A 15,734-nucleotide genomic window follows, 5' to 3' on the forward strand; every position below is an offset into this window, starting at 1 on the left:
GTCGTCGTCACAAAGAACTGTACTCGCCTTCGCGCCTGCCCTACGCATTCGTACACGCGCCGAGCATGATTTCCACGTCCGACAGGAGGAGACGGCCCTCTGCGGGTATCTTCGTGACCTTCTTACCCCGATGAAACTCCAACTCAAAGGGTTAGCACGGGAAGCGCGCGCATGTTCTCATTGCAGAGTATCCCGTCAACCGAGTCAATCGCACCGACGAACTGTTGCCATGGGTCGTTGCCCATCGGCTTCACGCCGACGTCATCTGAACCCACTATAAATCGCGTTCAGCACCTTGACATCCGCGCGCGTTCAGATACGGTCACGATTGGACACGTACGGATATTCTGTCAATCTACTCACTGAAGACGTCTCCCACGAACCCGGCGAATCTGGCGTGAAGAATAACCAGTTGGCGGCGCGGACATGTTGCCGAAACCGATACGAGCCGGCGTTGAGCACCGAGAAATGTCACTTCGTTTCGATCGATGGCAGCCATGAAGGCGCTCCGCGCAACGTACCTCGCCACTGCGACTATGCTTAGTATCAACACCGCCGCTGTCAGACGGAAAATGCCTGTCCCAAAGAAGTGAACCGGTACGCCAGCTACAAAAATGGCTGTCAACGCAACCAACTGGATCGAAATCGCCGCCGCTGACGCGACTATCAGATGCGCTCGAAAAGCACGTATGGTCTCTGGCGATTTCAGGTTCGGCAACCACATTGTCGAATTGAGCTTGGTTTTCATTCCGGCTCGCGTCCCCCGCATAACTTAATCAAACCGATTGACGTCGGACACAAAAAAAGACCCCCGTTAGCAGCGTGATGGTCACCGCGTGCACTGACGATCAATATCAGTGATGGGAATAGATCGAGTGCGCGCCCCCGATTGTCGTGGGCGCACTCATCTGCGAAGAGCCATCCGACACACCACCCACATCGGTGTTGCTCGATGCCGTGACGTCCTGCGCGTTGAGGTGGGCCTCTGCCGTCTCGATATCAGCCGGATAATTCAGTTTGCTGGGCCGGTAGCCGGCCTGTTCCAACCTGATCAGATCCGCCTGTACGTCCGCACGCGTCACTGACACACTAGCGTCCTGAGCGAAGGAGACGGTCGGGAGTGCGAGCAGCCCAGTAGCCAGGGCAGCATAAAAATGCGACTTCATCGTGGATTACCTCATAAACGTGAGTTTGGTCGGCTTCGATCGGTGATCGAAACGGCTGATCTCCTTCCTCGTCGCAACGGGAGCGAGCAACAGTTATTCTGCGTAGCGAAGGTGGACGTGTCCTGACGCTCGCATTACATCGCCGTCATGTTTGGATTTGGATGCCCGGAGTGAGCCGCCACTTGTTCCTTGCATCCATGAGACGCGGAAGTTCGCCGAACACGAAAGCGGGCGGGTCACGCGTGTGGCAATAGGCCGACGAACCGCTGGCAGGAAAGTCGCTATCTGGCTGACTTCGAGGCCCGAAGCCTTGATTTTATGCGTGTGGTTTTGCGTACCAGGCCTGACCGGACAAGCGTCCCGATTCATGACATTTTTGTCATTTCCCGTCCATCTCCACGCAAGGATAGTCTTTCTATATTTATCTGGCTGCCGATTTGGAGAGCGAGCACTACTGAGGCGATGCCAATAGAGTCGCCAGTATTATCCTTCGGGTTGGTAGTCCCTGCCGCAGCTAGCATGGTTGGGTCCAAGGAAGTCGCACCGTGCAAAGCATGACCTGGCAGCAGGTGGGCGAGGAAGTTTTCCGGCCCGCGCAGTGGATGGCTAACGTACAAGCGGTATGGCCGTTCTCCTGCCTCCGTCGCGGGAAACAAAAAGAACTTGCGCATTCGCCGTTGGGGCATAAAAGGTTCTACAAAGCCTACGGCGACACTGCCCATGCCTTGGTATTTTCTTGAAATTGCCGCGCGGCGCGCAGCGGCACCAAGTTTAGACGTATCGTACGCTACTCAACTAACTCAGCTCAACACGACACGCTGCGCAGACGCAATCAGCGTCGGGTACTATCTACATTGAATGCACGACGTGCTGTGCGAAAGGGTTTCATCATGCGTATCCTCATCGTCGAAGACGAACCGAAGATGGCCTCGTACCTTCGCAAAGGCCTGATGGAGGCAAGCTTCACCGTCGATGTCTCTAACGATGGCAGCGACGGTTTGTTCCTCGCGCTCCATGAAGACTACGATCTCATCGTACTCGACGTCATGCTCCCGGGCATCGACGGGTTCGAGGTGCTCAAGCGCCTCCGAGCGAAAAAACGCACACCCGTGCTCCTCCTGACGGCGCGCGATGCGGTCGAAGACAAAGTCGCCGGACTTGAATCGGGGGCGGACGATTACCTGGCGAAGCCGTTCGTCTACTCCGAATTTCTTGCGCGGATTCGCGCGGTGCTGCGCAGACCCACGCAATCGGTCGACACGGTGCTGCGTGTCGGCGATATGGAAATCGACCTCCTCAGGCGCCGTGTGCGGCGCGGCGACGTCCGCATCGACCTGACTGCGCAGGAATTCACGCTTGTGAAGCTCCTCGCCGAGAGGCAGGGTGAAGTGATCACGCGCGCAGTCGTCACGTCACACGTCTGGGACATGAACTTCGACAGCGATACGAACGTCGTTGAAGTGGCTGTCAGGCGTCTGCGCGCAAAGATCGACAACCCATTCGAGAAAAAACTGCTCCATACGGTCCGTGGCATGGGCTATGTGATGGAAGAGCGGCCATGATTGCCGCGGACGGAGCGTACTCGCTGCTCAGGCGTCTGAGTGTCGCCTTTACCGTCGTCGCCGTACTGGTGCTCTCGCTGGCCGGCGCCCTTCTCTATCATTCGCTGTCGAGCCAACTCATGGACCGCGACGACAGCGAGATTTCGGTCCAGCTCGACAGGTTTCTGACGGCAGCCCGCAGATACGGCTCGGCAGAGGCGATCGGCAGAAATAGCGGCGAGTTTCGCGAGGCATTGCTCGCGCATCCCGCAATCTCATTCGCCATACTGGATGGTCAAGGAAGGGTACTGGCCGACTTGAGCCGTGGGGACCAGCCCTTGCGTTCGATTGGGTCGGGCAATCCGGCAGAACAACAGACTTATTCATGCTCTCCCCCGTCCATCGGGCCTTCTCGCTGCGTATTCGGCGACGAAACGTTGCGTTCAGGTGAACCGATTCGCGTGCTGCTCGCCCATGAAGCGAGGGAACGCTACTCCGTCCTTCGCGATTATCAGGGCGATGTATGGCTCGTGCTCCTCGGTGGTTCCGCGCTGATGGGTCTACTTGGCTACGCCATCGCAAAGCGGGGATTGAGGCCGGTCAAAACCATCGGCCAACGAATTTCGCGCATTGAAGCCCATAATCTTGGTGAGCGCCTCGATATCGGCTGCGGACCCGTCGAACTCCATGACATCGCGGGTCCGGTGAACCGGATGCTCGACAGGCTTCAACGTGCATTTGCGCAACTCTCGCAGTTCTCGTCCGATCTGGCGCACGATATGCGCACTCCGCTCGCCAACATGATCAGCGCATCGGAAATCACTCTTTCGCGTGAGCGATCCATCGAGGAGTACGAAGCACTGATCGACTCGAACATCGAAGAATGCCAGCGCCTTCAACGGATGATCGAGACCATGCTGTTCCTCGCACGAGCGGACCATTCAAAGGAACTGCTTCGACCGGGCGTACTCGATTGCCATGAAGAGTTCGCAAGGCTCACCTCGTACTTTGAAGGAGTGGCCGAGAACAAGGGCGTCCATTTCGCCATCGACGGCGCGATCCAGGTTCGCGCCGATCCGTCGATGCTTCGACGCGCCCTCAGCAACCTGGTATCGAACGCGCTTGCGCATGCTGACGCCGAATCGAAGATCGCGCTGCGCGCCTACCGGTCCGACGAGTACGTTGCCGTGGAAGTCACGAACACCGGCCAAACCATCCCGCCCGAGCATATCGACAAGATCTTCGACCGCTTTTATCGAGTCAATTCCGCGCGGCAAGGGTCGGCGAAGAACATGGGACTCGGCCTCGCCATCGTGCGATCGATCATGGAGTTGCATCGTGGCAGAGTGGACGTGGTGAGCCGCGCCGGCTTGACGACCTTCACGCTTTACTTTCCTTCCGTTACCGAGTGACACCCTGAGTCGCCGTGCCGCGCAATCGCGCGGCATTCTTTTCTCGCAGAGTTCCGTTAGCTGATCCGCTCAAGACGGCGCGCCCTGGCTCGCGCCGCGTCCGCCCTCCGTCCGCAAACCAACGGCGCAATCTGTGCTTGCCTCCCCAAGATGTCCGAAATGACATCTCCCCGCCACCTCGCAATCAGACGCACAACACGAAAATGCACTCTCCAGCACTGAGGGAAGCCGTCGCGATCCCTCGGAGTCCCAACGTTTGTTCAACCATCGAGAGCTTTCGTGAACATCCGCCATCGCAAGCGTCTGCAGTTATCTGTCGGTGCAGCGGGCATCCTCGTTCTTTGCGGTGCCTTGTTTTCCCTTCACTCGCGGACTTCCCCCGCGGCTACCGGGTCAGCGCCGCCAGCCACGGCAGTCGATCAGGCTCCGCCTCTGCCCAATTCCGTGGACCTGTCGCCCGAGGCTCTCGCGAACGTCAACTTGCAGTTCGCGAGAGCGGAGCTTCGGCCCGCCGTGCATACGATTGCCGCTACCGGTGTTGTCGCATTCAACGCAAAGCGGCTCGCGCAGCTAGGCTCTCCTTCAAAGGCAAGGATCGTTGCTGTCGATGTCGCCGCAGGCGACCATGTACGCGCGGGGCAGCGGCTCGCTACGCTGGACGAGTTCGATTTGAGCGACATCCGTAGTCAGGTCGCAAGTGCGTCCGCCGCAGTGGCGGACGCGAAGGCTGCAGCCGATGCGGCCAATGCAGCACTGCAGCGCGGCACCGAGCTCGTCACCGGAGGCGGCATCGCGCAGAGCGAGCTCGACCGCCGCCGTGCTGCCGCGATCAATGCGCAGGCCATGCTGAAGTCGCGCCAGGCAGACCTGCAGAAGTGGCAGGGCATGCAACAACGCCTGATGCCGATCGGTGCCCCGGCGAGCCGAAGCAATGGAATGGCCACGCTAGCCCGACTGAGTCCGGGCGATTCGCTGGGTGCGCTCGTCGCGCCGTTCGACGGTGTGATTAGCAGCGTGAGCGCGGGCGCAGGCAACATCGTCGACATGTCGGCGCCGATTGTGACGCTGGCCGATCTTTCGATGATGTGGGTGCAAGCCAACGTCCCTGAACGCGATGCCGCAGAAGTGCGCCCCGGTCAGACGGTGCTTGTCCACCTCGATGGGTATGGCAATCGACAGTTCACCGGCCGCGTCATCGATGTCGCCGACCAGGTCGACACCAACACCGGCACAGTAGCGGTCCGCTGCGAGCTGCCTAACGGCGACGGCGCACTCCGCGCAAATATGTTCGGCACGGTCGAGATCCAGGCGCCGCTCGGTCGGGACGCGACGCTTGTACCGGACGCGGCGCTGCAGGATGTGAATGGACAGACGGCCGTATTCATCCCTTCCGGCAACGGCCGTTTCACGTGGCGCGCCGTTCGCACCGGCTATGCCGCCGACGGCAAGACACAGATTCTCAGTGGCCTGTCGGCCGGCACGTCCGTCGTCGCCGATGGCAGCTACTGGCTGAAGGCTTCGCTCATGAAGAGCACCATTCCCGACGAAGGCTGATCCGCGAGCGCACGCCATGATTACCAAACTTGTCGAGGCGGCACTGAAAAATCGCGCCGCCGTTTTGATTCTCGTTGCCGTACTGATTGTCGCCGGGCTCTACAGCATGCAACGGTTGCCCTTCGATGCTGAGCCGGACATCTCGCCGCAGCAGGTGCTGGTGACGACCCAGGCGCCCGGCCTCGCGCCAGTCGATGTCGAGCGCTCGATCACCACGCCTGTCGAGTTCGCGCTGCAGGGTCTGCCAGGCATGCAGAGCCTGCGCTCGATCTCGCGTTACGGTCTTTCCGTGATTTATGTGCGATTCGCCGACGCTACGAACCTGTACCTCGACCGCAATCTGATCGGTGAGCGGTTGCAGACGATCCAGCTTCCGCCGGGCACGACCGCGCCGCAAATGGGGCCGCTGTCGGATGGCCTTAGCGAGATCTATCAGTTTCAGGTGCGTGGCCACGGGCAGTCGCTGATGACGTTGCGTACACTGCTCGACTGGCAGATCGCACCAAGGCTGCGCCAGGTGCAAGGCGTGGTCAACGTGAACGTGAACGGCGGCCTCCTGAAGACGTACGAAGTGCAGGTCGACGACAATGCGCTCACACGTTATGGCCTGTCGGTCGGCGACATCTTCAATGCCGTGCAGATGAACAACGGCGCAACAGGCGGCGCGACCATCGAGCACAACGGCGGAGAATCGATCATCCGCGGCGAGGGATTGCTGCGCAACACGACCGACATCGGCAACATCGTGTTGCGTACCGCTGCGGGCGGCACACCGCTTTACGTTCATGACGTGGCGCATGTCGACGAAGCGCCAATGCCCCGGCTCGGCGCGGTCACGCGTGACGGCAAAGGCGAAGCCGTCGTCGGCGTCGTGCTGATGGGCATCGGGCAAAACACGCGCGTCGTCGCACAGCGCGTGCAGGGCGCGATCAAGGAAATCAACCAGACGTTGCCGCCCGGCGTCGAGGTGGCGCCCTACTATAACCGCGCGGACCTGATGGACCGGGTGCTGCATACGGTCGCTCACAACATGGTCGACGGTGCCGTGCTGGTCATCGCGGTGCTGCTTTTGCTGCTCGGGAATGCGCGCGCAGGACTGATCGTCGCCATGGCAATTCCGCTGTCGATGCTCGTCGCCGTCATCGCCATGTACGCTACGGGACTATCGGGCAATCTGATGAGTCTCGGCGCGATCGATTTTGGCCTGCTTGTCGACGGTGCGGTCGTGATGATCGAAAACGTCGTACGGCGGCGCGCCGAAACGCCCAATCGGCCGTTACGCCCGCTCGTGCTGGAGGCAGCAAAAGAAGTCTCCCGGCCTGTGACGTTCGCGGTCCTCATCATCACGGCCGTCTACCTTCCGATACTGAGTCTCCAAGGCGTCGAAGGCAAAATGTTCCGGCCGATGGCGATGACCGTTATCTTCGCGCTACTCGCATCGCTCGTCCTCACGCTGACGGTCATGCCGGTGCTCGCCAGCCTGTTGCTGCGCGGCGAGGTCGCAGAGCGTGAGAGCCGCATCCTTCACTGGGTGCGCCTGCGCTATGAGCCGATTCTCGCGCGTGCCGCGCAACAGCCTGCGCTGACGATGGGACTCGCCGTCGTGTTGCTCGCGATCGCGGCCTTCGCCGCCACGAGGCTGGGCGCTGAATTCTTGCCGCGCCTCGACGAAGGGGCACTGACCGTCACGACCACGAAGCTGCCCGGCATATCGGTGCCGTCCGCTGTTCAGGCGCAAACCATGGTCGAACGCACGCTGATGCGCTTTCCCGAAGTGCAGTCCGCTGTCACGCTAGGCGGCAGCTCGGAGATTCCGACCGACCCGATGGGCGTGGAGCAAAGCGACACCTTCATCATGCTGAAGCCACAATCCGAGTGGAAGACGGCGCAAACCCAGGACGGGCTCGTCACCAGGTACTCCGGGGCACTGGATCGCGCCGTCCCAGGCCTGACGCTCAATTGGGCGCAACCGATCCAGATGCGCATGGACGACATCATCGCGGGCGTCCAGGCCGATGTTGCCGTGGAGATTCACGGGAACGATCTGCAAACACTGCACGATACCGCCGAACGGGTTGCGGCTGTGATCTCGCGGGTGCCGGGTGCGGCAGACGTCGCGGCGCAGCAGACGACTGGCCAGCCTTACCTGCGCGTCATCGTCAAGCGCGAGGCGGTGGCCCGGTACGGACTGAATGCGAGCCAGGTGCTCGATGTCGTGCAGTCGCTGGGCGGTCGCAATGTCGGGACGGTTGTCGACGGTGAAGGCCAGTTCGATATCCGGGTCCGCATGCAACCGGAGGATCGCGACGATGTCACGCGCATCAGTGCGCTGCGCATCAGCAATGGCGATGGCCGTGCCGTGCCGTTGTCGGCGGTGGCGGACATTCGCATGGAGCCGGGACCGTCGTCCATCGAGCGCAAGGAAGGCAGGCGCGTCACCCTCGTTCAGGCCAACGTGCGCGGCCGCGACCTCGCCGGCTTCGTCCTCGCGGCACAACATGCGGTCGAGACACAAGTCAAGCTCCCGCCTGGGTACACCGTGTCGTGGGGTGGCAGCTTCAAGAACCTGCAGGACGCGATGGCACGGCTTTACGTCGTAGTGCCCATCTCGCTTGCGGTGATCTTCGCGCTGCTCTACCTGATGTTCGGCAATGCCAGCCTTGCAGCGCTCATCTTCTGCAACGTGCCGTTTGCGGCGATCGGCGGCGTTCTTGCCCTCTGGATACGAGGACTGCCGTTCAGTATTTCCGCTGCGGTCGGCTTTATCGCGCTCTTCGGTATTGCGGTGCTCAACGGCGTCGTGCTGGTCAGCAGCATCGTCGAGATGCGGGCGCGCGGTCTGAGTGCCGTCACGGCTGCGAAACAGGCTGCCGCGACCCGGCTGAGGCCCGTGCTCATGACTGCGACCGTGGCCAGCCTCGGCTTTCTGCCCATGGCCTTCTCGATGAGCTCGGGTGCGGAAGTCCAGCGTCCGCTAGCGACTGTCGTTATCGGTGGCCTTGTGTCGGCAACCTTGTTGACACTGCTGGTCTTGCCGACCGTTTATCCGTGGTTCGATCGCCGCAAAGACACGTCGCGGCTTGCTCAGCTGCACGAGCGCGAAACGCAATTCGCAGAATAATGGAGGGATGCTCTACCGTGATTGCCCTAAAACGTTCATCCGCCCTGTTGCTGCCCCTCCTGCTGACGGCCTGCGCGGTAGGTCCTGACTTCAGGCAACCGGCCGCCCCGGACGGCGCGGGTTACACGCATGCTCCGCTGCCGTCGAAAACCGCAGCGGCCCCCGGCGCAGTGGGAAGAGCGCAGCAATTCGCTGTTGGCGGCGATATTCCGGGCCAATGGTGGACACTGTTCCAGTCGCCGGAGCTCAACGCGATGATCGACCGCGCGTTCAAGGCGAGCCCAACCATCGCCGCCGCACAGTCCGCGCTTGCCGTGGCCCGTGAGAACATGCTGAGCCAGAGGGGGACGCTGTTTCCGAGCATCGGCGTCGACGCATCGGGCAGTAGAAACGAAACGTCCACGGCGAGCCTTGCTCCCGTCGCCGCGAACAACCAGCGCATTTACTCGCTCTATACGGGCGAGTTGACCGTTTCGTATTCGCTTGATGCATTCGGCCTGAATCGCCGCATGATCGAATCGACAGCCGCGCAAGCCGACAATCAGCGTTTCGAACTGGAAGCGGCCTATCTGACCTTGAGCAGCAATCTCGCGCTTGCAGCGTTCAACGTTGCGTCGCTGCGCGGGCAGATCGCTGCGCAGCAGGAGGTGATCAAGGCCAATGCCGAACTCCTCGACATCCTTAGGCATGAAAGCATGCTCGGTGAAGTTGCCGAGGCGGACGTCGTCCAACAGCAAGCGGTGCTTGCGCAGTCGCAGACCGCGATACCGCCGCTCGAGAAACAACTGGCGCTGCAGCGCGACGCGTTCATCGCGCTCATGGGCGGTTTTCCGAACGAGGACGTCGCGGCCGACTTCGACCTGTCTTCGTTACGTCTGCCTGATGATCTTCCCGTCAGCCTCCCATCGACCCTCGTGGAGCGCCGGCCCGACATTCTCGCCGCGTCTGCGGCATTGCATGCTGCCAGCGCGCAGGTGGGTGTCGCAATCGCCAATCGGTTGCCCCAAATATCGCTAACGGCGGCGTTGGGAACTTCGCCCAGTGCCATCGCGAACGCATTTACGCCATACAACCAGTTCTTCACCGTTGTCGGGAAGATCGCCCAACCGATCTTCCAGGGTGGAGCGCTGCTGCATCGCCAGCGCGCGGCGCAGGCGGCATTCGATCAGGCCAGCGCCCAATACCGCTCGACGGTGATCAACGCATGTCAGAACGTCGCCGATGTATTGCAGAGCGTGCAGGCGGACGCGAAGACGTTGCAGGCGGCCGTCAATGCGGAGCAGGCTGCCTCGCGCAGTGTGGCTATCCAACGTGAAAAGCTGCGCTCAGGCGAAGCGTCTTATCTGTCAGTGCTGAGCGCGCAGCAGACCTGGCAAATGGGACGCATTGCATCGATACAGGCAAGGGCCGCCAGACTGGCGGATACGGCGGCCTTGTTCCAGGCCGTGGGCGGCGGTTGGTGGAATCGGTCCGATTCACTCGGCTCGACCTTCCCGTCAAACCAACCGCGATAAAACAGATCATGAAACGACTTTGTACAATTTTTTCGTTTGCGATCGTGCTAACCGGTTGCGCGACGCAGTCGCAATTGCGCCATCCCATCTCAAACCAACAGGCATCGGATGGCACAGTAGTCGACTATGCTGGCGTGCCCTGCGGCAACCAGAATGTGCATGTGAAATCGCCCGTCTGCCTGTTTCCGCGGACCCTGACTCGCGTCACCCGGAGCCCATAGGGGGTTTTGATAGTCGTCTCCGTTCGAGTCGAACGGCTGCGTAGAGTTGGAGGGGCGTTGCCCGCCCGATATCATGTCCAAAATCGGGGCAGCGCCCCGAGCCCCCCAACCGTCCGGCGTCTCCCCCGCGCCGCCAACTCCTTCGCCACGACCCGGAGCCTCCGTGAAATTCGACACCACTACCATCCGACTGGTCCTCGCCATCGCTGAGGAGGGCAGCATTTCCCGTGCTGCCGACAGACTCAGTCTGGCAGTGGCGGCCGCATCCCGCCGCGTGACGGACCTGGAAGACCAACTCGGCGCCAAACTCTTCAAGCGCGTACCGCATGGGGTCGAAATCACCGAATCGGGCGACAAGCTACTCCAATACGTCCGGCAGATCGACAACCTCATCGACCGCCTCGAAGGCGACGCGCATGCTCTCAACCAGGGCCTCGACGGCCGCATTATCATCGGCGCGCCCAAAGCCGTCGTCATCCAGTTCCTGGCCCGCGAGATTGCCAACATCCAGCGCAAATATCCCGGCATCTCCTTGAAGATTGTCGAGGAGAACAGCAAGGTCGTGCAGCAACTGCTGCGCGACAAAGTGATCGACGTCGGCGTCTACGAGAAGAAAAGCGGCTTCCTGGATCTGGCGAAGTCCCCGTACAGGGAGGACCGCCTGGTGCTGGTCTATAACCGTCCGCATTTCCAGTTTCCCGACCGACCCGTCGGAATCGACGATATCCTCGATCTCCCTATCGTGAGTCTCGGCAAGGGCTCCGCGGTCCTGTCCGCCGTGAAGCGCGCGTTCCGCAGCCGCGGGCGGCTGTTCCCCGACAATTTCACCGTCAGCGGTTTCGACACCATGCTGGTTATGGTGCGCCATGGCCTGGGTGTCGGCCTGATGCCGCCCGATGTCCTGCGCAGTTTTCATCCGGAGGAATCGCTGGCATCCGCCGAGCTCCAGGGCGACTGGCACCAGCGCAGCTACGTTCTGTCCTGCGTCGAGGGCCACGCTCAGAAGCAGACCCTGCGCAACGTGGTGACCGAACTGCTCGGCAGACCGGGCTAGTCCCCGGGCGCGGCGCGCCGCCCGGTTTCGCAAGGCGCGAAACCAGACATGATCCAGGCGTTCTTGCGGTGGCCTTGTCTGTAGCGGACAGTGAGAGCAGGAGACGCTGGCCACCCGGCATGGCTTAGCGGTCTCACTCACACCTTCTACAGAGGAGACTCGGGATGACCGAATCGAAGCATCTGCCGCTGCAAGGCATCCGCGTGCTGGACGTCAGCCAGGTCATGGCGGGCCCGTTCGCCTGCATGCTGCTGGCCGATATGGGCGCGGACGTAATCAAGGTGGAGCCGCCCGAAGGCGACCAGACCCGGGGCGTGATGGGCTTCAAGATGAAGGGGCCCGACAGCATGGGCTTCCTGAACATGAACCGCAACAAGCGCTCGCTGACGCTCGACCTCAAGAACGACGAAGGGCGCGAGTTCTTCTACAAGCTCGCCAAGACCGCCGACGTGATCGTCGAAAACTACCGTCCGGGCGTGGTGCAGCGTCTGCGCATCGACTACGAGTCGGTCAAGGCGATCAATCCGAAGATCGTCTACGTCAGTATCTCCGGCTTCGGGCAAAGCGGACCGTGGGCGTCGAGGCCCGGCTTCGATCTCATGGCACAGGCCATGTCCGGCGTGATGAGCGTGACCGGCTACAAGGGCGGCAAACCCGTCAAGGCCGGAGTACCAGTGGCCGACATCGGCTGCGCGCTGTTCGCGGTCTACGGCCTGCTGTCTGCCTACATTGGCGCGCAGAAAACCGGTGCGGGCCAGCACATCGACGCGTCGCTGTTCGATTCGGTCATGGCCTTCTCGATCTGGGACATGTCGGAATATTGGGGCACGGGCGTGCCGCCAACGCCCCTCGGCACCAGTAACAAGATGAGCGCGCCCTACCAGGCCGTGAGGGCGCGAGACGGCTACTTCGTGATGGGCGCCACCAATCAGAAACTCTGGACGAAGCTGTGCGAACTGCTGGAGCGCCCGGACCTGGTCGCTCAGGCCGACTATGCGAGCGTGTCGCTGCGACTGAAGAATCGCGAGGCGCTGGTCGAAGCGTTGGAGCAGGAATTCGCGAAGCGCAACAGCGCCATCTGGGTTGACGCGATGCTCGCCGCCGGCATTCCGGCCGGCCCGATCCTGTCCTATCCCGAGGCGTTCGAGAGCGAGCACGCCACGCACCGTCGCATGTGCATGGAGATCGATCACCCGAACGAAGGCAAGGTCAAGAACATTGGCTTTCCCGTCAAGATGCTGGGCACGCCGCAGACGGTGCGTCGTCATCCGCCGCTGCTGGGCGAGCACAACGACGAGATCTTCGCCGAGATCGACGGGACGGCGCCATGAGCGAACTCGTCAGTCTCACGATCCATCAGTCGGGCGTAGCGGAGATCGTGATCGAGCGCCCTGAGCGGCATAACGCAATGACGCTCGATATGTACGAGTCGCTGTTGACGCTGATCGCTGAGTGTGCAAAAAACAGCGGCGTGCGCTGCGTCCTGTTCCGGGGCGCGGGCGGCAAGTCATTCATGTCAGGCACAGACATCGCGTACTTCAGAGACTTCCGCAACGGCCGCGATGGCGTGTCCTACGAGGCCTTCGTCGAGCGGGTGATCGACACGGTCGAACGCATTGCGGTGCCCACGGTTGCCGTGATTGACGGGTGGGCCGTCGGCGGCGGCCTGGCACTGGCAACGGCCTGCGATTTCCGGTTCTGTAGCGACGGCTCGCGGTTCGGCGCGCCGATCGCGAAGACGCTCTCCAACACGCTGTCGTCGCGCAACATCGCACGGTTGTATGCGGCGCTCGGCGTGCCGCAGGTCAAGAAGATGCTGCTGCTCGCCGAATACCTCACCGCGCCCGAAGCGCTTGCGTGCGGCTATGTCTATGACGTGTGCTCGCAAGACACACTGCAAGACGGCGCCCATAGGCTCGCGCAACGGCTCATGGCGCTTTCACCGGTCACGCAGAAGGCCGTGAAGGAAAGCCTGCGCCGCATCGTCGTCGAACAGCGGCTCGACGACGAAGATCTGATCGAAGAGGTGTACGGCAGCGCCCGTTTCAAAGACGCCGTGGTCGCCTTTACCTCGGGATCGTCTGAAAAATAACAACGAACAATGTGGAGCGAGACATGAAACGGATACAGTTCAAGGCGACCACTACCGTACTGCTGATGCTGTGCCTGATGTACTTCATCACCTACGTCGACCGCGTCAACATCAGCACCGCCGCCGGGCAATTCAAGTCCGAACTCGGGCTGAGCAACACGCAGCTCGGCTTCATTTTCTCGGCTTTCGCGTACCCGTACGTGATATTCCAGTTCATTGGCGGCTGGGTCAGCGATCGCTTCGGCGCTAAGCGCACGCTGATCGCCTGCGCCTTCATCTGGGCAGTGGCGACCACACTGACGGGCTTCGCCGGCGGCTTCGCAACGCTCGTCGCGGCTCGGCTGCTGCTGGGCCTGGGCGAAGGCGCCACCTTCCCCGCGTCCACCAGCGCCATGGCGTCGTGGGTGAGGAAGGACAAGCGCGGCATGGCCCAAGGTATCACTCACTCATCGGCGCGGCTCGGCAATGCGGTGGCGCCGATGCTGGTGCTGGCTCTGATGACTGCGTTCGACTGGCGATTCGCCTTCTACCTGCTCGGCGCGCTGAGTTTCGGCTGGCTGGTCCTGTGGTACGTGAGCTACACAGAAAAACCGGCGGATCATCCACGCATCACCACTGGCGAAATTGAGAGCCTGCCACCGCCGAGAGTTCGTCCAGCGGAAGTGCCCGGCACCTGGGCGCGTCTCTATCGTCGTTTGCTGCCTGTCTCTGCCGTGTACTTTTGCTACAACTGGATCCTCTGGCTGATGCTCGATTGGATGCCGCTCTACTTCATGCATAGCTTCCATCTGAACATCAAGAAGGCGGTCATTTTCACGTCAGGGGTGTTCGTCGCCGGTGTGTTCGGCGATCTGATCGGCGGCCTCATTAGCGATAAGCTGCTTCGACGCACCGGCAGCCTGAAGCTCGCGCGCAGCGTCCTGGTAGCGTTCTGCATGACCATGACCGGCTTGTCGCTGATCCCGGTGGTGCTGATCCACGAACCGATGTATTCGCTGATTTTTCTGGCCGCGGCGATGTTCTTCAACGAAATGAATATCGGGCCAATGTGGGCTGTTCCGATGGACATCGCTAATGACCGCTCGGGTACGGCCAGCGGCATCATGAGCGGAACGGGCTTCACGGCAGCGATCGTCAGCCCGGTTGTGGCGGGCTATCTGATCGACCGACTGGGGAATTGGAATGTCGCCTTTCTTCTGTCCATCGGCGTAATGGCCTGCGGTGTACTGCTGTCTTTTATCATGAAACCGGATATGCCGTTCGTCGCCACGCCGAAGCGAGCGGCGCCTTCGGAGTACGCAGGTCGAGATGCAAAGTTCCCGATTGTCGATAAAAACTGAAAAAAAAGTAAATGCCTTAGGGGGACTTGTAGCGGGAGTGAATGGGCACGAGCGCCCTCCACTCCAGAATATCGCCTGCCGGTCCCCAGACCAGAGACACTGCGAGTCCCCGCCCAAAATCAAGTAGAGTCGATAGCGTGCAAAAGTTGGAGAGGTCGATTTTCGTCAGGCCGCCCTGGCTTGCGGCATGGTTGCACGGGTTGTTCTGTTCGTTGGTCGGTGCGTGATGCGAGGCGGCTAGCGCCGCTGTATGGCTCCATTGCCACGCTCAATGCGCCTGCTGCCTGCCGCGACCGGCAGTGGCCGCCCCCGCAGATATCCGGGTGCGACTCACGACCGTCCGCTGCACCATCCAAAGCGGTCGGTTATAAAACGTGCGCAATTCCGGGCACGCGGACCAGGCCCGACGCGCTGTCGGGTTTTAACCGGGTCGCAAACATGCGGCGCAGTTCTGTGCGACCGCAGCAACAAGGTGCACGGCGTCAGTTGCACTCACTCCACGGCACCACCCGCGTAATTCCTTTGCCCGCGCAGACGCTTCACAATTCGGCCAAACGCGAGCCACTGCTGCGCGATCAATCCGTCGCCATACGAACGCCCTGAACCATGCGGCACGGGTAACTGCTCGCGGATGCCGGTCGCCTCGACGGCGGGGTTCCATGAAACGGTGCGGAACATCATGTCCCACCACGGAAACAGCACGCCGAAATTGCAGCCGG

Annotated in this window: 12 protein-coding genes and 1 pseudogene; 10 read left to right on the plus strand and 3 right to left on the minus strand. The window is 61.4% G+C overall.

Annotated features, from left to right (window positions below):
* Positions 1–355 precede the first annotated feature (355 nt).
* Positions 356–748 (minus strand): hypothetical protein, encoded by a 393-nt coding sequence (locus P0D73_RS44635; protein WP_408436095.1) that lies wholly within the window; start codon positions 746–748, stop codon positions 356–358.
* 106 nt (positions 749–854) lie between these two features.
* Positions 855–1,166: a DUF4148 domain-containing protein gene (locus P0D73_RS44640; RefSeq protein WP_408436097.1), complete on the minus strand. Its 312-nt coding sequence runs from the start codon at positions 1,164–1,166 to the stop codon at positions 855–857.
* A 545-nt stretch (positions 1,167–1,711) separates the two neighbouring features.
* Between P0D73_RS44640 and P0D73_RS44645 the strand changes: the two genes are divergently transcribed.
* The 10 genes from P0D73_RS44645 (at position 1,712) to P0D73_RS44690 (ending at position 15,015) form a co-directional block, all read left to right on the plus strand.
* Positions 1,712–1,906: a hypothetical protein gene (locus tag P0D73_RS44645; protein ID WP_408436099.1), complete on the plus strand. Its 195-nt coding sequence runs from the start codon at positions 1,712–1,714 to the stop codon at positions 1,904–1,906.
* 150 nt (positions 1,907–2,056) lie between these two features.
* On the plus strand, positions 2,057–2,728 hold the full coding sequence (locus tag P0D73_RS44650) for a heavy metal response regulator transcription factor (protein ID WP_408436101.1): 672 nt from the start codon (positions 2,057–2,059) through the stop codon (positions 2,726–2,728).
* The gene (locus tag P0D73_RS44655; protein WP_408436103.1) at positions 2,725–4,119 is read left to right on the plus strand and encodes a heavy metal sensor histidine kinase; all 1,395 of its coding nucleotides are present in this window, start codon (positions 2,725–2,727) and stop codon (positions 4,117–4,119) included. Before P0D73_RS44650 ends, P0D73_RS44655 begins: the two co-directional genes overlap by 4 nt.
* 513 nt (positions 4,120–4,632) lie before the next feature.
* A complete protein-coding gene (locus P0D73_RS44660) occupies positions 4,633–5,673 on the plus strand; it encodes an efflux RND transporter periplasmic adaptor subunit (protein ID WP_408436105.1) in 1,041 nt (346 codons plus the stop codon).
* Between the two features lie 16 nt (positions 5,674–5,689).
* Complete coding sequence (locus tag P0D73_RS44665) at positions 5,690–8,794, plus strand: efflux RND transporter permease subunit (protein ID WP_408436107.1); 3,105 nt, start codon at positions 5,690–5,692, stop codon at positions 8,792–8,794.
* Between the two features lie 17 nt (positions 8,795–8,811).
* Positions 8,812–10,308, plus strand: a complete 1,497-nt coding sequence (locus P0D73_RS44670; RefSeq protein ID WP_408436109.1) for an efflux transporter outer membrane subunit — start codon at positions 8,812–8,814, stop codon at positions 10,306–10,308.
* A 384-nt stretch (positions 10,309–10,692) separates the two neighbouring features.
* A complete protein-coding gene (locus tag P0D73_RS44675) occupies positions 10,693–11,583 on the plus strand; it encodes a LysR family transcriptional regulator (RefSeq protein ID WP_408436111.1) in 891 nt (296 codons plus the stop codon).
* 164 nt (positions 11,584–11,747) lie between these two features.
* Positions 11,748–12,914, plus strand: a complete 1,167-nt coding sequence (locus tag P0D73_RS44680) for a CaiB/BaiF CoA transferase family protein (protein ID WP_408436113.1) — start codon at positions 11,748–11,750, stop codon at positions 12,912–12,914.
* Positions 12,911–13,675, plus strand: coding sequence for an enoyl-CoA hydratase (locus tag P0D73_RS44685; protein WP_408436115.1), 765 nt, complete (start codon positions 12,911–12,913; stop codon positions 13,673–13,675). Before P0D73_RS44680 ends, P0D73_RS44685 begins: the two co-directional genes overlap by 4 nt.
* 23 nt (positions 13,676–13,698) lie before the next feature.
* Positions 13,699–15,015, plus strand: coding sequence for an MFS transporter (locus tag P0D73_RS44690; protein WP_408436117.1), 1,317 nt, complete (start codon positions 13,699–13,701; stop codon positions 15,013–15,015).
* A gap of 492 nt (positions 15,016–15,507) precedes the next feature.
* On the opposite strand, the pseudogene P0D73_RS44695 reads toward P0D73_RS44690, so the two are convergent.
* Positions 15,508–15,734: pseudogene (locus tag P0D73_RS44695) on the minus strand (sterol desaturase family protein); the annotation flags it as partial.

Origin of the sequence: Paraburkholderia sp. RL18-101-BIB-B (assembly GCF_046026985.1) — a bacterium.
GTDB lineage: Bacteria > Pseudomonadota > Gammaproteobacteria > Burkholderiales > Burkholderiaceae > Paraburkholderia.

Bases quoted from the DNA above. Each gene is read 5' to 3' on its own strand.
- P0D73_RS44650 (WP_408436101.1), top strand. From the start codon at position 2,057: ATGCGTATCCTCATCGTCGAAGACGAACCGAAGATGGCCTCGTACCTT.
- P0D73_RS44680 (WP_408436113.1), top strand. From the start codon at position 11,748: ATGACCGAATCGAAGCATCTGCCGCTGCAAGGCATCCGCGTGCTGGAC.
- P0D73_RS44655 (WP_408436103.1), top strand. From the start codon at position 2,725: ATGATTGCCGCGGACGGAGCGTACTCGCTGCTCAGGCGTCTGAGTGTC.
- P0D73_RS44635 (WP_408436095.1), bottom strand. From the start codon at position 748: ATGAAAACCAAGCTCAATTCGACAATGTGGTTGCCGAACCTGAAATCG.
- P0D73_RS44640 (WP_408436097.1), bottom strand. From the start codon at position 1,166: ATGAAGTCGCATTTTTATGCTGCCCTGGCTACTGGGCTGCTCGCACTC.
- P0D73_RS44690 (WP_408436117.1), top strand. From the start codon at position 13,699: ATGAAACGGATACAGTTCAAGGCGACCACTACCGTACTGCTGATGCTG.
- P0D73_RS44685 (WP_408436115.1), top strand. From the start codon at position 12,911: ATGAGCGAACTCGTCAGTCTCACGATCCATCAGTCGGGCGTAGCGGAG.
- P0D73_RS44665 (WP_408436107.1), top strand. From the start codon at position 5,690: ATGATTACCAAACTTGTCGAGGCGGCACTGAAAAATCGCGCCGCCGTT.